This is a genomic window from Pseudomonas sp. 5C2 (genome assembly GCF_034314155.1).
Classification (GTDB): domain Bacteria; phylum Pseudomonadota; class Gammaproteobacteria; order Pseudomonadales; family Pseudomonadaceae; genus Aquipseudomonas.
The window spans coordinates 922,320-941,380 of sequence record NZ_JAVIWH010000002.1 but is presented as its reverse complement, the minus strand read 5'-3'; the positions used below and the strand labels follow the sequence as shown (position 1 = coordinate 941,380).

19 protein-coding genes are annotated in these 19,061 nt (G+C 56.3%); 6 read left to right on the top strand and 13 right to left on the bottom strand.

What is annotated here, in order from left to right; all coding sequences use genetic code 11:
- Position 1: 1 nt before the first annotated feature.
- The 6 genes from RGU44_RS05035 to ppsA form a co-directional block, all read right to left on the bottom strand.
- Positions 2–250 carry a CrfX protein gene (locus RGU44_RS05035; RefSeq protein ID WP_322179477.1) on the bottom strand — a complete coding sequence of 83 codons (249 nt, stop codon included), beginning with the start codon at positions 248–250 and terminating at the stop codon, positions 2–4.
- A gap of 87 nt (positions 251–337) precedes the next feature.
- Positions 338–1,333 carry a zinc transporter ZntB gene (locus RGU44_RS05030; protein WP_322179478.1) on the bottom strand — a complete coding sequence of 332 codons (996 nt, stop codon included), beginning with the start codon at positions 1,331–1,333 and terminating at the stop codon, positions 338–340.
- A 12-nt stretch (positions 1,334–1,345) separates the two neighbouring features.
- Positions 1,346–1,834, bottom strand: coding sequence for a ribonuclease E activity regulator RraA (gene rraA / locus RGU44_RS05025; protein ID WP_219060230.1), 489 nt, complete (start codon positions 1,832–1,834; stop codon positions 1,346–1,348).
- A gap of 128 nt (positions 1,835–1,962) precedes the next feature.
- Positions 1,963–2,262 carry a Rieske (2Fe-2S) protein gene (locus tag RGU44_RS05020; protein WP_322179479.1) on the bottom strand — a complete coding sequence of 100 codons (300 nt, stop codon included), beginning with the start codon at positions 2,260–2,262 and terminating at the stop codon, positions 1,963–1,965.
- Positions 2,263–2,386: 124 nt separating this feature from the next.
- A complete protein-coding gene (locus tag RGU44_RS05015; protein ID WP_322179480.1) occupies positions 2,387–3,352 on the bottom strand; it encodes an alpha/beta fold hydrolase in 966 nt (321 codons plus the stop codon).
- Between the two features lie 101 nt (positions 3,353–3,453).
- Positions 3,454–5,829, bottom strand: a complete 2,376-nt coding sequence (ppsA, locus tag RGU44_RS05010; RefSeq protein WP_322179481.1) for a phosphoenolpyruvate synthase — start codon at positions 5,827–5,829, stop codon at positions 3,454–3,456.
- Positions 5,830–6,006: 177 nt separating this feature from the next.
- Between ppsA and RGU44_RS05005 the strand changes: the two genes are divergently transcribed.
- Positions 6,007–6,825: a pyruvate, water dikinase regulatory protein gene (locus tag RGU44_RS05005; protein ID WP_322179482.1), complete on the top strand. Its 819-nt coding sequence runs from the start codon at positions 6,007–6,009 to the stop codon at positions 6,823–6,825.
- Between the two features lie 156 nt (positions 6,826–6,981).
- Here the strand turns inward: RGU44_RS05005 and prpD are convergent, their stop codons facing one another.
- Positions 6,982–8,466, bottom strand: a complete 1,485-nt coding sequence (prpD, locus tag RGU44_RS05000; RefSeq protein ID WP_322179483.1) for a 2-methylcitrate dehydratase — start codon at positions 8,464–8,466, stop codon at positions 6,982–6,984.
- Between the two features lie 472 nt (positions 8,467–8,938).
- Here prpD and RGU44_RS04995 point away from each other — a divergent pair, with 472 nt between their 5' ends.
- From RGU44_RS04995 to pabB, 4 genes are all read left to right on the top strand, one after another.
- Entirely contained in the window at positions 8,939–9,475 is a 537-nt protein-coding gene (locus RGU44_RS04995) for an ATP-dependent zinc protease (RefSeq protein ID WP_322179484.1), read from the top strand.
- A 5-nt stretch (positions 9,476–9,480) separates the two neighbouring features.
- Positions 9,481–11,016: an inactive transglutaminase family protein gene (locus RGU44_RS04990; protein ID WP_322179485.1), complete on the top strand. Its 1,536-nt coding sequence runs from the start codon at positions 9,481–9,483 to the stop codon at positions 11,014–11,016.
- Positions 11,016–11,996 (top strand): alpha-L-glutamate ligase-like protein, encoded by a 981-nt coding sequence (locus RGU44_RS04985; RefSeq protein ID WP_322182714.1) that lies wholly within the window; start codon positions 11,016–11,018, stop codon positions 11,994–11,996. Before RGU44_RS04990 ends, RGU44_RS04985 begins: the two co-directional genes overlap by 1 nt.
- Before the next feature lie 70 nt (positions 11,997–12,066).
- Positions 12,067–13,410, top strand: a complete 1,344-nt coding sequence (gene pabB / locus RGU44_RS04980; protein ID WP_322182717.1) for an aminodeoxychorismate synthase component I — start codon at positions 12,067–12,069, stop codon at positions 13,408–13,410.
- Positions 13,411–13,455: 45 nt separating this feature from the next.
- Here pabB and thrH read toward each other — a convergent pair whose 3' ends face one another.
- Positions 13,456–14,073, bottom strand: coding sequence for a bifunctional phosphoserine phosphatase/homoserine phosphotransferase ThrH (gene thrH / locus RGU44_RS04975; RefSeq protein ID WP_322179486.1), 618 nt, complete (start codon positions 14,071–14,073; stop codon positions 13,456–13,458).
- A gap of 166 nt (positions 14,074–14,239) precedes the next feature.
- On the opposite strand from thrH, the gene RGU44_RS04970 reads away from it, so the two are divergent.
- Positions 14,240–14,974: a phosphoadenylyl-sulfate reductase gene (locus RGU44_RS04970; RefSeq protein WP_322179487.1), complete on the top strand. Its 735-nt coding sequence runs from the start codon at positions 14,240–14,242 to the stop codon at positions 14,972–14,974.
- Positions 14,975–15,048: 74 nt separating this feature from the next.
- Here RGU44_RS04970 and cysB read toward each other — a convergent pair whose 3' ends face one another.
- From cysB to RGU44_RS04945, 5 genes are all read right to left on the bottom strand, one after another.
- Positions 15,049–16,023: an HTH-type transcriptional regulator CysB gene (gene cysB / locus RGU44_RS04965; protein WP_219060251.1), complete on the bottom strand. Its 975-nt coding sequence runs from the start codon at positions 16,021–16,023 to the stop codon at positions 15,049–15,051.
- Between the two features lie 136 nt (positions 16,024–16,159).
- On the bottom strand, positions 16,160–16,648 hold the full coding sequence (locus RGU44_RS04960) for a universal stress protein (RefSeq protein ID WP_322179488.1): 489 nt from the start codon (positions 16,646–16,648) through the stop codon (positions 16,160–16,162).
- Between the two features lie 95 nt (positions 16,649–16,743).
- Positions 16,744–17,649 carry a 5'-nucleotidase gene (locus tag RGU44_RS04955; protein ID WP_322179489.1) on the bottom strand — a complete coding sequence of 302 codons (906 nt, stop codon included), beginning with the start codon at positions 17,647–17,649 and terminating at the stop codon, positions 16,744–16,746.
- Between the two features lie 21 nt (positions 17,650–17,670).
- On the bottom strand, positions 17,671–18,624 hold the full coding sequence (locus RGU44_RS04950) for a putative 2-dehydropantoate 2-reductase (RefSeq protein ID WP_322179490.1): 954 nt from the start codon (positions 18,622–18,624) through the stop codon (positions 17,671–17,673).
- A gap of 15 nt (positions 18,625–18,639) precedes the next feature.
- Positions 18,640–18,975, bottom strand: a complete 336-nt coding sequence (locus RGU44_RS04945; RefSeq protein ID WP_322179491.1) for a thioredoxin family protein — start codon at positions 18,973–18,975, stop codon at positions 18,640–18,642.
- Positions 18,976–19,061: the final 86 nt, after the last annotated feature.

Below are 19,061 nucleotides of genomic sequence, written 5' to 3'. Positions count from 1 at the left end.
TTCAATCAGCCTTATCAGCAGGGCGAGCAGAGGAAAGCGTGCTACGCGAAACAGGTGCTATATGCGCCGAACCGTTGTTGAGGCCGATCATCAGTGCTTGCGACCAGCGGCCGAGCAAACTGAACAAATCCCCTGCACCTACCTGACGGTTGGCAGTTTTCAAAACACGGCCCAAGCAAGCATCGTCATCCCGACTGGAGGATGAAGAGTTGAGCATGTCGCGCAGTGATTGTTCGAATGGATCGTGCATAGGTAACCTCACGCAATGTCACTGAAAGACGCGACAAGAATCGACCGAGTCACAAATGGGTCATTTAGTAGCAAAAAGCCTTCATCTCTATACCCAGCGCAAGCGACGGAACAACCACCACTGGCCAAGCCCCACTGCCGCCATTATCGAGCAAGCAATCAGAAACCCGTATGGATTGCTCGCACCAGGCATGCCTCCCACGTTGACGCCCAGCAAACCGGTCAGAAAGCTCATCGGCAGGAAAATACCGGTGATGATACCGAAGCGATACATCACCCGGTTCATACCCTCGCGCATCCGTCGGTCCTCGGACTCAAGGACCAGGCCGACACGCTCACGAGTCAATTCCAGCTCTTCCAGGTAGCGGATCAAACTGTTGTTAAGTTCATTCCAGTAACTCGCATCATCATGGGCAAACCAAGGCAATTTGTTGCGAGTCAATTGCGCGTAAATCTCGCGTTGCGGCGCCAAAAAACGGCGCAGACCGGCAGCACGTCGACGGATATGCAACATGTCACCATGATCGGAAGCGTACCGTTCGTCGGCATCTATCTTTTCTTCCTCTTCGTCGACCAATTCCGACAGTTCACTGACCAGCGTCTGGACCTTATCCGTGAGGTATTGAGCGAGATAAAGGATCAATTCAGAGGTGTTTTTTGGACCGTTGCCTTGATTCAGGTGTTCGATCAGCTCATCGGTGGCTCGCAAGGGACGCAAACGCAGAGAGATAACCTGTTGCGCCGCAGCAAAGATGCGTACCGACACCATATCCTCGGGCTCGGCACCCGGATTGAGGTTGACCCCACGCAGAAACAGCAGCAACTCGGCGTTGGGCAATGGCACCAAACGCGGCCGTGTGTTCTCTTCAAGCAGCAGGTCACAGCTGAACTCGCTCAGCCCGCTGGAGGAGCGCAACCAGGTCTGGGTTTGCGGATGACCGCGATCCCAGTGCAGCCAGACACTTTCGTCTGGCTGCATTTGAAGGTCATCCAGTTCGGTTCGAGCGATGAAACGCGCCCCGCCTTTACCATCCAGCACCAAGGCATGTACCAGCCCCCATTGCGCGTTTGCTTCGTCGAACATTGGGTGTCCTGTTTATTCCGGCATCTTCAAAGGGCTTGGGGAGATGATCACGCCATTATTGTCAGCGTATACGTACTCGCCCGGACGGAAGGTCACACCCGCGAATGTCACCGCCACGTTAAGGTCGCCGATACCGCGCTTGTCGGTTTTCATTGGGTGGCTGGCCAGTGCCTGCACGCCCAGATCGGTTTGCGCGATGACGTCGACGTCGCGGATGCAACCGTAAATCACCAGGCCTTCCCAGCCATTCCTTGAAGCTTTTTCGGCGAGCATGTCACCCAGCAACGCCTTGCGCAGCGAGCCACCGCCGTCGACTACCAACACTTTACCCTTACCGTCGAGATCGACCTGCTCTTTGACCAACGAGTTGTCCTCGAAACACTTGATGGTGACGATTTCACCACCAAAGGAATCGCGGCCACCAAAATTGCTGAACATCGGCTCAACGACCTGCACCAGTTCCGGGTAGGCATCGCACAAATCGGGGGTGAGGTAATGCATGGGTGAACTCCTATCATTAAAAAAAGAGGATCTGAGGTGTTGCGAGACATTTGACCGTTTCAAATCAATGGCTCTTTAGAAAAACGTCATGCAGATGCCTGTGTTAAGCCGTGGGCACGCTGGCGCAGCTAGACATCGATACCAATTCGATCACCTTCATAGGTCAGGGTAAAAAACTTCAGGCCCGGGCATGACGCCTGCAAGGGACGCCCGCTCGGTAATTGGAACTCAATACCATGACGCTTGCATCGCAAGACCGTACCCACAAGAGTCCCGCTGTGCAAGGGCGCGCCTTGATGCGGACAGCTGTCCTCGAGCAGCAGGGGCAGGTTATCGACGACCATCAACAACATATCTCGCCCAGCGACTTTGAAGGTTCGCCGGTAGCCTTCATTCAAATTGATCAGGCGCTCAAGTGGCACGAACATAAATGCAGGCCCGGAAAGCGAAAATGGCTGAAACAGTTTAATGCGTCATAGCTTAGCCGCAACGCTACTTTAGCGAAACTGCCCGACCGCTCTGTATCAGCGCTTCATCGCCAAACCGTGGGTGTTACTGCTCGGTCAGAGGCACAGACGGATCCCGCAACCAGCCCGCTACTAACGGCCATACTTGCGTTTGCGCGCCTCTGCTGACGAGCATTTCGACATGGCCAAAGTCTTCGGCAAAGCCCTGATCACGACCGAGGCAGACAAACTGGCGTCGCTCTGAACCGAACTGCTCGTACAGCTTACGACAAGCCCATACGGGGTCTTGATCATCCCCAGTGGCGGCAACCGCGAGCACCGGCACTCGGACCTCGCTCAACCCCGCCCACCAATCTCGCTCGGCATCGCCAAAGCGACGGAAAAGCCCATACCAACGCATGCTTTCCAATGCCAGCCCAATAGGCTCATCTTCGGGCCCTCGCTTCAAGCGCGAGCCGGAGATATGCCTGAAGCGCTTGAGCAACAGGCGCCCGCCCCACTCAACTGGCGGGATCTTCAACGGCCAATACGTACGACTGATCTGACTGCCGAACAGCGCAACCGAGGCCACGCCCTCCGAGTCAAGGTAATGCCCACCAAGCGCCGCCGCGAGCGTGATACCGCCCAGCGAGTGGCCAATCCAGTGCGGGGGCTGCCCACTTTGCTCTCGCACAAAGGCGCCAATTGCCGGCAGGTCATAGCGCGCGTAATCGGCCACACGGTTGTGCCGGTAAGCTTGATTGCGCGAAGACAGACCATGCCCGCGCATTTCCGGAATCCACACATCGAAACCCGCGCGCGCCAGATACGCGCCCAGGCCAATGCCTTTGGGTGAATACCAGAAGCGTCGATTGGAGAAACTACCGTGTAGCAGGACCACTGGAATGCCCCGCGTATCGGGCTGTTCGGCCAGTCCGAGACGGGTCACGGCCAGTTCGACACTGATGTCCGGGCTGTTGGCGGGTTTCAAACGGTACACGTCCTCAATCAGATCGCCACGGCGTTCGGCGCTGATCAAGGCCACAGGAAAGAGATTGCTGCTGCTTTGCATATTGCTCTTGCACAAAAAAGGCGGTTTCTTTGAGAAAACCGCCCAAGAAAACGCGACGAAGCGCCGACCTGCCAAAGCAAGCCGACGCCTCACTCATCACATCAGACCGGCGCCTGAGCTTCCGCCAGGAAGAACCAGGTTTCCAGCACGGAGTCAGGGTTCAATGAAACACTTTCGATGCCTTGCTCCATCAGCCACTTGGCCAGATCAGGGTGATCCGAAGGACCCTGACCGCAAATACCGATGTACTTGCCAGCCTTGTTGCACGCCTGGATTGCGTTCGACAGGAGCTTTTTGACAGCAGGGTTACGCTCGTCGAACAGGTGAGCAATGATCCCTGAGTCGCGATCCAGGCCCAGGGTCAGCTGAGTCAGGTCGTTGGAACCAATCGAGAAGCCGTCGAAGAATTCAAGGAACTCCTCGGCCAGGATCGCGTTGGAAGGCAACTCGCACATCATGATGATGCGCAAACCGTTCTCGCCACGGACCAGACCGTTGGCCGCGAGCAGATCGATGACCTGACTGGCTTCGCCCAGGGTGCGCACGAACGGCACCATGATTTCGACGTTGGTCAGGCCCATCTCATTGCGCACACGCTTGAGGGCGCGGCATTCGAGCTCGAAACAGTCACGGAAGTTTTCGCTGATGTAACGCGAAGCACCGCGGAAACCCAGCATCGGGTTTTCTTCTTCCGGCTCGTACAGCTTGCCGCCGATCAGGTTGGCGTATTCGTTGGACTTGAAGTCCGACAGGCGCACGATGACTTTTTTCGGCGTGAACGCCGCTGCCAAAGTGCTGATACCTTCAACCAGTTTCTCTACGTAGAAGCCGACCGGGTCGTCGTAGCCAGCGATACGCTTGTCGACACTGGCCTTGATGTCTTGCGGCAGACCGGCGTAGTTCAGCAGCGCCTTGGGGTGCACGCCGATCATCCGGTTGATGATGAACTCCAGACGCGCCAGGCCGACACCGGCATTGGGCAACTGGGCAAAATCGAACGCGCGATCAGGGTTACCGACGTTCATCATGATCTTGAACGGCAGATCAGGCATGGCATCGACCGAGTTCTTCTTGATGTCGAAGCCCAGTTCGCCCTCGAAAATGTAGCCGGTATCGCCTTCGGCACAGGAAACGGTCACGCCCTGCCCTTCTTGCAACACTTCGGTGGCGTTGCCGCAACCGACCACGGCCGGGATACCCAGCTCGCGAGCGATGATTGCCGCGTGACAGGTACGTCCACCACGGTTAGTGACGATGGCGCTGGCGCGCTTCATCACCGGCTCCCAGTCCGGGTCGGTCATGTCGGAAACCAACACATCGCCCGGCTGCACTTTGTCCATCTCGGATACATCTTTGATGATCCGTACTTTGCCAGCGCCGATGCGCTGACCGATAGCGCGACCTTCCACCAGCACAGTGCCGGTTTCCTTGAGCAGGTAGCGCTCCATAACGTTGGACGACGTACGGCTTTTCACGGTTTCAGGGCGGGCCTGAACGATGTAAAGCTTGCCATCATCACCGTCTTTGGCCCATTCGATGTCCATCGGGCACTTGTAGTGCTGCTCGATAATCATTGCCTGCTTGGCCAGTTCGCTGACTTCGGCGTCGGTCAGGCAGAAGCGCGCACGATCAGCCGGCTCTACGTCGATAACCTTGACCGATCTACCAGCCTTGGCTTCGTCGCCGTAAATCATTTTGATGGCTTTGCTGCCCAGGTTGCGGCGCAGAATCGCTGGGCGACCGGCTGCAAGGGTATTTTTGTGAACGTAGAACTCGTCAGGGTTGACCGCGCCCTGAACCACTGTTTCACCCAGGCCATAGGCGCCTGTGATAAACACCACGTCACGGAAACCGGATTCGGTATCCAGCGTGAACATCACGCCGGCAGTGCCGGTTTCCGAGCGAACCATGCGCTGCACACCTGCAGACAGAGCGACCAGTTTGTGATCGAAGCCTTGGTGCACACGATAGGAAATAGCGCGGTCATTGAACAGCGAGGCGAACACTTCCTTTGCTGCGCGGATGACGTTTTCGACACCGCGAATATTAAGGAAGGTTTCTTGCTGGCCGGCGAACGATGCGTCGGGCAAGTCTTCAGCGGTGGCCGAAGAACGCACGGCAACAGCCAGGTTCGGGTTGCCGGCCGACAGCTCGGCGAACGCCGTACGAATTTCAGCGTTGAGTTTTTCGGGAAACTCGGCCTCCATGATCCAGGCGCGGATTTGCGCACCCGTCTTGGCCAGAGCGTTGACATCATCGACGTCAAGCGCATCAAGGGCGGCATGGATCTGATCGTTCAAACCGCTCAACTCAAGAAAATCACGATACGCTTGAGCCGTAGTGGCAAAGCCACCGGGGACCGAAACACCGGCGCCCGCGAGGTTACTGATCATCTCGCCGAGGGATGCGTTCTTGCCCCCCACGTGCTCCACATCATGGACGCCGAGCTTATCGAGGGAAACTACGTACTCTACCAAGGTGATCTCTCCACTAACTGTGTTGGGAAAAGCTCAGGGCGCTGAAACATCTATTAAGAGCGGTTCCGAGCGTTTGTGGCCTGGACCTGGAAAATAAGTGAGAATGCTGGCCATCAAGGTCCGCAAGCGGGCCTATCATATCCAAGATTCGTCACCAGCTTAAGGCCCACGGCGCAAATGAAACGATCTGCTTTCTTCATCTCCGACGGCACTGGCATCACAGCCGAGACACTCGGCCAAAGCCTGTTAGCGCAATTCGAAAACATCACGTTCAATAAGTTCACGCGACCGTACATCGATAACGTGGAAAAGGCGCGCGCTATGGTACAACAAATCAACAGCGCCGCCGATAAGGATGAACTACGACCGATCATTTTCGACACCATCGTCAACCAGGAAATTCGCGAAATCCTGGCGACCTCAAACGGCTTCATGATCGATATCTTCTCAACCTTTCTCGCCCCGCTGGAGCTGGAGCTTAGTTCACACTCCTCGTATTCAGTCGGTAAATCCCACTCTATCGGGCACAACTCCAACTACATGGAGCGGATCGAGGCGGTTAACTTCGCGCTCGACAATGACGACGGCGCCCGTACGCACTACTACGACAAAGCCGACCTTATCCTGGTGGGCGTCTCGCGCTGTGGCAAAACGCCAACTTGTCTATACATGGCCATGCAATTCGGCATTCGTGCGGCCAACTACCCGTTGACCGAAGACGACATGGAGCATTTGCAATTACCGGCTGCGCTCAAGCAGCATCGAAACAAACTGTTCGGCCTGACCATTGATCCGGATCGATTGACGGCGATTCGCAACGAACGCAAACCCAATAGCCGCTACTCCAGCTATGCCCAGTGCGAGTTCGAAGTCCGCGAAGTAGAAAGCCTCCTCCGCCGTGAAAACATTCCGCACATCAACTCCACGCACTTTTCGGTTGAAGAGATTTCAGCAAAAATCCTCGTAGAAAAAGGCGTCGAGCGACGGTTCAAGTAATGCGTGAACCCTGTAGGAGCTGCCTTGTCTGCGAATCGGTCCGGGTCGCGTCCGACCGAAGCGCTCGCAAATGGCTGGATTAACCACCGCACGAAGGACCTTCGGCCCTTATCGCAGACAAGTCAGCCCCTACAGTTTCAGATTTCAGCCGTCATTTCAAATCACGAACAAATCAACAAAACGGTTGACCGGCGTAGCTTCCAGCTTCGCCTGATCCTTGCACAGGGCGAAGATTTCGCTGGTGCGCTGGGCGGTGAATCTGGTTGCCAGGTTGGCCTTGAACTTGTCTTCGAGCAACGGAATACCTTCGACGCGACGACGACGGTGACCAATCGGGTACTCGACCACAACCTGTTCGGTGCTGGAACCATCCGTGAAGAAAACTTGAATCGCATTGGCGATGGAGCGCTTGTCGGCCTCCAGGTATTCACGGGTATAGCGCGCGTCTTCCACAATCACCATCTTCTCGCGCAGCTCGTCAATGATCGGATGAGCGGCGTGGAAGTCGTCTTCGTACTGCTCGGCAACCAGGTTACCAAACGCCAGCGGCACCGCCGTCATGTATTGAATGCAGTGATCGCGATCTGCCGCGTTGGCCAGTTTGCCTTGCTTGGAAATGATCCGAATAGCCGACTCGTGGGTCGTGATGACGATTTTCTCGATCTCGTGCAGGCGATCCCTGACCTGCGGATGCAGGGTTACAGCGGCTTCACACGCAGTTTGCGCGTGGAATTCAGCAGGAAAGCTTATTTTGAACAGCACATTCTCCATCACATATGTGCCGTATGCCTGAGAGAGGGCGAACTCACGCTTGCCCTCTGGCTTGAGCGCCAGATCCTTGTTGGTGTGGCTAAACAATACGTCGTAGAAGCCCCACTGCGGCGCACTCAGCACGCCAGGAATACCCATCTCGCCGCGCATGGCGATATCGGCCAGACGCACGCCACGGCTTGAGGCGTCGCCCGCAGCCCAGGACTTACGAGAGCCGGCATTCGGCGCATGACGATAAGTACGCAACGCCTGACCATCAACGAACGCATGAGACAGCGCAGCCAGCAGCTGTTCGCGGTTAGCACCCATCAGCTTGGCGGTGACAGCCGTCGATGCCACTTTCACCAACAATACGTGGTCAAGACCGACGCGATTGAACGAGTTCTCCAGCGCAATAACACCCTGGATTTCATGAGCCATGATCATCGATTCAAGCACGGCACGCACGGTCAACGGAGCATCACCGTTGGCGACGCGCTTTTGCGACAGATGGTCCGCCACGGCGAGAATGCCGCCGAGGTTATCGGACGGGTGACCCCACTCAGCGGCCAGCCATGTGTCGTTGTAATCAAGCCAGCGCACAATGCAACCAATGTCCCAAGCCGCTTTTACCGGGTCAAGACTGAAACGGGTACCAGGAACACGTGCACCGAACGGCACAATAGTCCCTTCGACGATTGGGCCAAGATGCTTGGTGCACTCAGGGAATCGCAGTGCCAAAAGGCCACAGCCCAGGGTATCCATCAGGCAGTTGCGCGCAGTGTCCAGCACTTCCCTGGACTCGATCTCGAAGTTCAGGACGTAGTCAGCGATATCTTGCAAGACCTTGTCGTAGTCTGGACGATTGTTCAGATCAACGTTGGCACTCATGGTGTTTTCGACTCTCTCTATAAATAGGAGGATTGATTAACGCAGCTCAACGGGTACAAAACGGCGTTGCGCGATGGTCCATTGAATACGTCGTAACACGCTCTCGGGCAGGGCCTGAAAATCGTCTCATATGAGACTCGTGATTTCTATAAGACGCAGCACATTGTCAACATCTTCCCGATAAAAGCTAGCCATAAAGGGTAGATCAGTCAATTAAAAACACAACATTGTCGACAATTGCCTGATGAGCGCTGCTTTTGACGCGTCATCAACAAGGACGTTTCCCACAGCGTTTGAAGGCTGCTTACTATCCTCACGGCGCAAAACCTTCATGCTAGAATGCCGCGCGCCTCTGTCGACTGGAACCGGTACCAATGCCCGTCTACCTGTATGTCAGGCGCACGAGGAAGCTTGCGCGCTATGTGAAAACCGCCCTCGCCCCGAAGATAGTCCTTTCACCGCGCCAGGATTTATGAGACTCAAGCCCTTCCCCACATTATTCTGTTTATTCCTTTTACCCGGTGTAAGTGCTGCGGCTGACAAGACTGTGTATGGCCTTAACGAATACGCCACACTCTCCGACATCGATCTGCAAGTCGCGGCAAAACTCGACACCGGCGCCAAAACCGCCTCCCTCAGCGCCCGCGACATCAAGCGCTTCAAACGCAATGGCGAAACCTGGGTGCGCTTCTACCTGGCCATCGACGATGCCCACGCACATCCGATCGAGCGACCATTGGCACGGGTCAGCAAGATCAAGCGCCGCGCCGGCGATTACGACCCTGACGATGAAAAAAAGTACACCGCGCGCCCGGTCATCAGCCTGGATGTGTGCATGGGTACTGCTATTCGCAGCATCGAAGTGAACTTGACTGACCGAAGTGCATTCCAATACCCGCTTTTGATAGGTTCCGAAGCACTCAAACGCTTTGATGCGCTGGTCGATCCGAGTCTTAAATACGCAGCGGGCAAGCCTGCCTGTGCCACCGACGCTCATACCGCAGAGTAATACCCATGCGCTCGATTACCCTCCATCTGAAAATCCTGATTGCTGTCCTGGTGACACTGGGGATAGCGATCACGGCGTATCAGATTTTCGTTCTCGGCATTCCAGTGACCGAGGATGAAACGGACGACTTGTGGAACATCGACGCCAAAGTCGAGTTCGTCGCCAACACCAAAGACCCAGTCAAGATCCAGATGTTCGTACCGCCCCTGAGCCACGACTACGTCAGCCTCAACGAGAGTTTCATCTCCAACAATTACGGTGTAAGCGTCAACCGCGTCGACGGCAACCGCAAAGTCACCTGGTCGGCCCGACGCGCCACCGGCAACCAGACACTTTACTACCGCCTGGTACTGACCAAACGCTACAGCGGCGATAAACCCAAGATCAAAGGCTCGGTTTTCCGTGACAGCATCGCCATTGAAGGCGCGGAAAAAATTGCCGCCGAAGCCCTGCTCGAACCTATCCGCCAGCACTCGGCGGACATCGAAACCTTTGTTACCGAAGCCATCAAGCGGGTCAACAACCTCAGCGACGACAACGTAAAGCTGCTGTTGGCGGGTGACACGTCGACCTCGAACAAGGCAAGAATCATTGAGTTATTGCTGTCCATTGCCCACGTACCGGTCGAAAAACTGCACACCATACGCCTGACGACCGATCAACCTCAGACCCCCGAGTTGTGGCTGCGCAGTTTCAACGGCAAAGACTGGTTGTACTTCAACCCGGACAACGGCGAACAAGGCCTGCCGACAGATCGGCTGACGTGGTGGATCGGCGATGAGAACCTGGTGAGTGTCGAAGGCGGAAAAAAAGCCACGGTGAACTTCACCCTCAACAACAGTGAAATGAACGCGATCCGCCTGGCCAAGCTGACCGACGCAAACACCGACGACCACTTCCTTGGGTACTCGCTCTACGGGCTGCCGCTACAAACCCAGCAGACGTTCATGATCATGGTGATGATCCCGATTGGCGTGCTGGTGATCCTGATCCTGCGTAACCTGATTGGCCTGGAGACCCTCGGCACCTTTACCCCGGTGCTGATCGCCCTGGCGTTCCGAGAGACACAGCTGGGCTTTGGTATCGTGCTGTTCACGATCATCACCGCGCTCGGCCTGTCATTACGCTCCTATCTTGAGCATTTGAAGCTGCAAATGCTGCCGCGATTGTCGGTGGTGCTGACCTTCGTCGTGGTACTGATTGCGGCCATCAGCCTGTTCAGCCACAAGCTTGGCCTTGAACGTGGCTTGTCAGTGGCGCTGTTCCCGATGGTGATTCTGACCATGACCATCGAGCGGCTGTCGATCACCTGGGAAGAGCGTGGCAGCGGTCATGCGATGAAAGTCGCCATTGGCACCCTGTTCGCAGCGTCTCTGGCACACCTCATCATGAGCGTGCCGGAACTGACTTACTTCGTCTTTACCTTCCCCGCCGTGTTGCTGATTCTCGTGGGCTTCATGCTGGCGATGGGACGTTATCGCGGCTACCGCCTGACCGAACTGATGCGCTTCAAGGCGTTCCTCAAGGACGAGCCAAAATGATCGGCTTCTGGAAGACCTGGAAGGCCCTGGAAGCCAAGGGCATCATGGGTATCAACCGGCGCAACGCAGATTACGTACTCAAGTACAACAAGCGCAGCCTGTACCCGATCGTCGATGACAAAATCATCACCAAAGAGCGTGCGATCCTGGCCGGTATCCATGTGCCGGAGATGTACGGGGTCATTTCCACTGAAAAAGAAATCGAAAAGCTCGACGAGATCATCGGCGGGCGCAACGACTTCGTGATCAAGCCGGCGCAAGGTGCGGGTGGCGACGGAATTCTGGTGATCGCTGACCGCTTCGAAGACCGGTTTCGCACGGTTTCGGGCAGAATCATCAGCCACGAAGAAATCGAACATCAAGTCTCCAGCATCCTTACCGGTCTGTATTCACTGGGCGGGCACCGTGATCGTGCGCTGATCGAATACCGGGTCACGCCGGACCAGATCTTCAAGAGCATCAGCTATGAAGGCGTGCCCGACATCCGCGTCATCGTGCTGATGGGCTACCCGATCATGGCCATGCTGCGCTTGCCAACACGCCAATCCAGCGGCAAGGCCAACCTGCACCAGGGCGCTATCGGCGTCGGGGTCGACCTCGCCACTGGCCTGACCTTACGCGGCACCTGGCTGAACACCATCATCAGTAAACACCCGGACACCACCAACGCTGTGGACGGCGTGCAATTGCCGAACTGGGACGGCTTCATGAAACTCGCCGCTGGCTGTTATGAGCTGTGCGGGCTGGGCTACATCGGCGTCGACATGGTCCTGGACCAGGAGAAAGGCCCGCTGATTCTTGAACTCAATGCCCGCCCCGGCCTGAATATCCAGATCGCCAATGACTGCGGCTTGACCCATCGGGCTCATGCCGTCGAGGCTCGCCTTGAACAGTTGGCACTTAACGGCGAGCAGGAAACCCCGGAAGAGAGGGTGCGTTTCGTGCAAGAGCTGTTTGGGCATGTCCCCGTGGTTTCCTGACTTCCCGCTAGGAGTCGAACCCTCTGAGGATTACAATCCTCGCCCTCACGCCGACACTGATTTGTTTCGAATGCCGACCTGCTCTGTACACCCTCTGCCCTACCATCCCAACCCCGCCGAGTATTTCTCGAGGGTTCGCCATGCACCGGGGGCCGTGCTGCTCGATAGCGGCAGACCCAGCGCTGAACGCGGGCGATTCGATCTACTAAGCGCCTGGCCGACTGAACAGTTATGGGTCCAACATGACGAAACCGGCAGCGACTTCCTCCAACGCCTGCGCCAGAGTCTTGATCAACTAGGCACCGCGCAACTGCCTGAAGAATACCCGCTGCCATTTGCAGGAGGACTGATCGGCTACCTTAGTTACGATTTTGGTCGGCGTCTGGAGCCTCTGCCCGCCCACGCCATCGATGATCTGCAACTGCCTGATGCGCGCTTCGGTGTTTATGCCTGGGCGATGATCAGTGATCACCAGCAAGGCACCAGTCAATTGGTATTCCATCCCGCATTACCCGACAGCGAACGGCAGCGCCTGCTCACGCTGTTTTCACAAGCGTCTGCCGCCGATTCGGCGACCTTCAAACTGATCGGCGCCTTCAAAGCCGACCTGACTGAACGTGATTACCGCCGCGCGTTTATGCGCATTCAGGCCTACATCCAGTCCGGCGACTGTTATCAAGTCAATTTTTCCCAGCGCTTCCAGGCCGATTGCCAAGGTGACCCTTGGGCGGCTTACTGCGCCTTGCGCAGGGCGTGCCCGACGCCCTTTTCCGGCTACATGACCTTGCCTGATAACAACACCGTGCTGAGCCTGTCCCCGGAGCGTTTTGTGCGGGTCAGTAACCGCCAAGTGGAAACACGCCCGATCAAAGGCACCCGCCCTCGCAGCAAGGACACGACGCAAGATGCCGCCTATGCCGCCGAGTTACTGAGCAGCCCCAAGGACCGCGCAGAAAACCTGATGATCGTCGATTTGCTGCGAAATGATCTGGGCCGTAGCTGCAAGACTGGCTCGGTGACAGTCCCGGAACTGTTCAGCCTGGAAAGTTACCCGAACGTGCATCACCTGGTGAGCAGCGTGACGGGGGAACTGGCTGCGGATAAGGATTCGCTGGACCTGATCGCCGGCAGCTTTCCCGGAGGCTCGATCACTGGCGCGCCGAAAATTCGAGCGATGCAGATTATCGACGAGCTGGAACCCTCGCGTCGGGCGCTGTACTGCGGCTCATTGATATATCTGGATGTGCGCGGCGAGATGGACAGCTCCATCGCCATTCGCAGCCTGCTGATCAAGGATGGACGGGTTTCATGCTGGGGCGGTGGCGGCATTGTCGCCGACTCGGAGTGTGAAGCCGAATACCAAGAGTCAATCACCAAGGTGCGGGTGCTGCTCGATACGTTGCAGGCTCTTTAAGCGTAGCGCGCTGGCCTTTGCGGCCAACGCGCTGCGGGTTCAACCTTACAGACTCAATTCACGGCTCGACGCCTTGAGGAATTCCTTCTTCAGGTCCTCGAAGGTGTGTACCGCTGGAAACTGCGGGAATTCGCGGATCACGTTTTCCGGCGCATGGAAGAGGATACCCGCGTCAGCTTCACCGAGCATGGTGGTGTCGTTGTACGAATCACCGGCTGCAATGACGCGATAGTACAGACTCTTGAAAGCCAAAACCGACTGACGCTTCGGGTCTTTCTGACGCAGCTGATAGGTGGCGACACGGTCCGTCTCGTCGGTGATCAGACGATGGCAGAGCAAGGTCGGGAAGCCCAGCTGCCGCATCAGTGGCTGTGAAAACTCGTAGAAGGTGTCCGACAGAATCACCACCTGGAAACGCTCGCGCAGCCAATTGACGAATTCGATGGCGCCGTCCAGTGGGCTGAGGGTCGCGATCACCTCCTGAATATCGGAAAGCTTCAAGCCGTGCTCATCGAGAATCCGCAGACGCTGCTTCATCAGTACGTCGTAATCGGGAATATCCCGGGTGGTCGCCCTCAGCGATTCGATACCGGTTTTTTCAGCAAAGGCGATCCAGATCTCCGGGACCAGCACGCCTTCCAGGTCGAGACAGGCAATTTCCACAGAACACTCCTAGAGGGGACTTCAAAAAAGAAGCGGCACTTTAGGTCGTCTGATCAATTATTTCCAGCAGTGCAGCACCGACGCCAACCGGCAATTACCCAAAAGATTTTGTTACTATCACACCTATTACGAGCGCGAAGCGCCATACCTGTTAGGAAGCCGCCTGATGAGCCAACCCTTCAACGTCGCCGAACTTGCAGCGACTTACGCAAACAAATCTGCACAGGACATTCTGAAGCTGGCCTTCGAGCATTTCGGCGATGAGTTATGGATCTCATTCAGCGGTGCCGAAGATGTAGTGCTGGTAGACATGGCCTGGAAGCTGAACAAAAACGTTAAAGTGTTCAGCCTCGACACCGGTCGTCTGCACCCGGAAACCTATCGGTTCATCGAACAGACGCGTGAGCATTACAAAATTGATATCGAGCTGATTTCGCCGGATCAGCGCGTGCTCGAACCTTTCGTCAAAGAAAAGGGACTGTTCAGTTTCTACAAGGATGGCCATGGCGAATGCTGCGGTATCCGCAAAATCCAGCCGTTGCGCCGTAAACTGGCAGAGGTCAAAGCCTGGGCTACCGGTCAACGCAGGGATCAGAGCCCTAGCACCCGCAGCGAAGTTGCCGCCCTGGAAATAGACAACGCCTTTTCCACCCCTGAGCGCACGCTGTACAAATTCAACCCGTTGGCGCAGATGACCAGCGAAGAGATCTGGGGTTATATCCGCATGCTGGAGTTGCCTTACAACACCTTGCATGAGCGTGGCTTCATCAGCATCGGCTGCGAGCCTTGCACGCGTCCTGTGCTGCCGAACCAGCACGAACGCGAAGGCCGTTGGTGGTGGGAAGAATCTACGCAGAAAGAGTGCGGACTGCACTCAGGAAATCTGATCGCCAAGGTGTAAGACTTGCGCCGCCTTCGCCAATTTATTCGCGAAGGGTTTGATGCGGTGTGCCAGGCACACCGTCTTGATCGCAATCAGTGAACTGGCAACTCGACACCCTCGAACAATTCTTCGAGCTCTTGCTTGTTGTGACACTGGATGGCTTTGGCCATCACTTCGCGGGTCAGATGCGGTGCGAACTTCTCGATGAAGTCGCACATGAAACCGCGCAGGAAGGTACCGCGACGGAAACCGATCTTGGTGATGCTCGCTTCGAACAGCTCGCTGGCATCAAGCACCACCAGATCGCTGTCGAGCTTGGCGTCTACTGCCATTTTTGCCACGATACCGACACCCAGGCCCAGACGGACGTAGGTTTTTATCACGTCCGCATCGGCGGCAGTAAACACCACTTTCGGGGTCAGGCCACGGTGGCTGAACGCTTCGTCCAGCTTTGACCGGCCAGTAAAACCAAAGACATAGGTCACGATGGGGTATTCGGCCAGTACTTCCAACGTCAGTTTTGGCACCTTGGTCAGCGGATGACCTTGCGGCACAACGACGCAACGGTTCCAGCGGTAGCACGGCATCATCACCAGATCACCGAACAACTCCAGCGCTTCAGTCGCGATAGCGAAGTCCACAGTACCATCCGCCGCCATTTCGGCGATCTGCATCGGCGAGCCCTGATGCATGTGCAGCGCGACGTCCGGGTATTGTTTGATGAAGCTGCTGATCACTGGCGGCAGGGCATAACGCGCCTGGGTGTGGGTGGTAGCAATCGACAACGTGCCTTTCTTCTCGTTGGAAAACTCCTGGGCGATCTGCTTGATGCTCTCGACTTTGCGCAGGATCTCGCCAGCGGTAGTAATGATTCTTTCACCGGCCGGCGTGACCCGGGTCAGGTGTTTGCCGCTACGGGCAAACACTTCGACGCCCAGCTCGTCTTCAAGCAAGCGGATCTGCTTGCTGATCCCTGGCTGCGAGGTATACAGGCTCTGAGCCGTAGCGGAAACGTTGAGGTCGTGGTGCGCCACTTCCCAGATGTAGCGCAATTGTTGAAGCTTCATATGTATCCCTCAAAGCAGTAGACGCCACGGTCATCAGCGACGGTATATAACTATATTAATGGTTAGACTGATAAATCTAGAACTTTTTATCACTTTTACAGAGCAATGGCACGCTCAATTTCAGCGACACATAGACTTATTCGCGCCCTCGATGCATGGGTACCATGTAGACCGGAACCTCCGACAATTGCAGAACCCTGGCGACGGTACGGCCCAGCGGCGTATCGCCTTCTGTGCCATGGCTGTGACTGCCGACGATCAACAAATCGACGGCCAGCTTTTGCGCTTGCTCGAGGATCACACTGGAAGGATCCCCCTGCATCACCCGCACCGTGCGAATCAACGCGAGATCCTGATGACTTTCGCCTAACTCATCTCGAAAGCCATTCAGAACGCGCTGTTCAATCGTTTCCATGACGGTGTTCAAGCCCTGGTTGTGCAACTCTTTCAACGTATCCTCATCAAGATAGCTCTGCAAAACAGACTCGGCGAACAACCCTATCGGCTCAACCGCATGAATCACATTCAGCTCGGCATTGAAGGTTCGCGCCAGCGCCAAGGCATGTTGCAGGACATAAGGCGCATAAAGACCGAGGTCAGTGGCATACAGCATTGAACGAATCATACGACCTCCTCGATTGCCAATAGTGGCGGAGATTGACTCAGCTTAGCAGCGCCTTGACGACTGCGGCGGCCGCTATCTCACGAGAAAACAAAGGCTCAAGGCTTTACTTCATTGCTGATGCCATGCGGCACATGCCCCGTTGCGACGACATCACGCGCCTTTTCACAATGCCCAGGCTGATCGTCAAAAAACACATCGGCGGCGAAGGCTTCAAGAAACGCCGATTTCTCCAGACCACCCAGAAACAATGACTCGTCCAGACGAATATTCCATTCTCGCAATGTGCGAATCACCCGCTCATGCGCGGGCGCAGAGCGCGCGGTAACCAGTGCGGTACGGATTGGGCAAGCGTCCTCGGGAAACTCGCGCTGCAACAGGTTCAGCGCGGCAAGAAAGGGCTTGAACGGCCCCCCACGTAACGGCTCGCGCGCTGACTCACGCTCACTGGCCTGAAACGCCTCCAGCCCGTCGGATTGATAGACCCGCTCGGACTCATCGGAAAACAGCACCGCGTCGCCATCAAACGCGATACGCAATTCGGCGCTGGCTGCACGGCGTGCACCGCCCGACAGAATCGTCGCCGCGGCAAAGCCGGCATCCAGCGCGCTGCGTACATCCTCGGCGTGGGTCGAGAGAAACAAATGACAGCCAAACGCCGCCAGATACGGATAAGGGCTGCGTCCGCCGACGAAGGCAGCACGCGTGATGTCCAGGCCATAATGCTGAATCGAATTGAATACCCGCAGCCCCGTGTCGGCGCTGTTGCGCGAAACCAGGATGACTTCGACCCGCGACGCCTCAAGCCTGGCATTGAGGCTAAGGAGTTTCTCCACCAACAGGTACGCATCGCCCTGCTCAAGGATCTCTTCCTCATGCTCGATCTGGTATTGGCGATACGCCGCCACGCCATCAGCCTCGTACACCGCATGGCTTTCACGCAGATCGAACAAAGCTCGCGAAGAAATCGCCAGGACCAATTTTTTACCTAGACCCGTAGCCATATATCACCCTGCCTGGCTGTATCAGCCGTTACGCGTATCGATGAAGGCCAATGCTTGGTACAACGCGCGAATTTTCGGCATGTCATGCCCGGATTTCAGCGCTGCCGCCAATGGCTTGGCATAGATAGCATCCAACTCCAAGGGTCGTTTTTCCAGAAAATCAAGGTACATGCTCGGCCTGTAATCCGGCATTTTTTCTGTCACGGCAAACAGATGTTCAGCGTACCCCTCGGGCAAGGCGTGCCCACATGCCCGAGCCCCCTGCACCACTTCGCTCATGACTGCCTGAATCAACTCGCGGCTATTCGCGTCGCCCATTAATGGTGTGGTGCTCGCCCTCAGCAGCACGGACAGACCGTTATACGGAACATTCCACACCAATTTCTGCCAGCGCGCCTGAGACAAGCTGGGCGTCGCCTGAGATTCCAGCCCGGCCTTGCGAAACAGCTCAGCCCCCTCCTCGGTGATGCTCAACCGAGACACCGCGTCAGTTGCCGGACCGCTGTGGTACCCGAGATTTACCGCACCCAACGCCTGATGCGTGATAACCCCCGGCGCAGTTCGGTGGACACAGACAAAGCACAAACCACCCAACAGGTGCAGCGACGCTGGCAACAATGGCTGCAGATCGTCCTCGACGCCCAGACCATTTTGCAGCAACAGCACTTTAGCGCCAGGCGCTGCAGCCTGGGTGATGATCGGTGCAAGGTCCACATTACTGGTGGTTTTAGTACCGACCAGCAACCAATCGCAAGGCGGCATATCCGCAGCCGAGGAATAAGCCTGCACCGGATTCAAGGTCAGAGCGCCATGAACGGCACTGTCCAGATGCAGGCCATTGTGTGCAACTGAGGCAAACTCGCTGCGCAACAGAAAATGCACATCAAAGCCGGCACGTGCCAGCATCAAACCGTAAAAACCGCCAATTGCACCGGTGCCTATAATTCCGATCCGTACCCGTTTTGCTTTACTCACCCTCGCAACTCCCCGTCATGGCAACTCTTCAGCATCAACACTCAACACCCGATTCAAGCCAGCGCTGAGCTCGGACAACGTCAGCCGAGCATGCAAGGCCCCATAGAATTCACCGTCACGCACCACAAACAACGCCGGCAGATGGAACACCTGATAACGCTGAACCACGCCCCCATTTTCAGCAGCGTCAATCCAGCACACACGCTCGACAGGCAGATCGAGGCTAGGCAACACTTGCCTGGCCCAACGACAGCTGGCACATCCGATGCTGGTAAAAATGACCAGCGAGGTGCCCGGCAACGTCAGCAAACGCTGATCCACATCGAAGTCGGTCAGTTCCAATTCATTCACAAAAGACTTCCTGAAGATGGCCGTACACTATCCGTCTCGACGGGCCTGCTTGTAAATTCCTCTTTAAATCGTGTACGGCCTGGCCT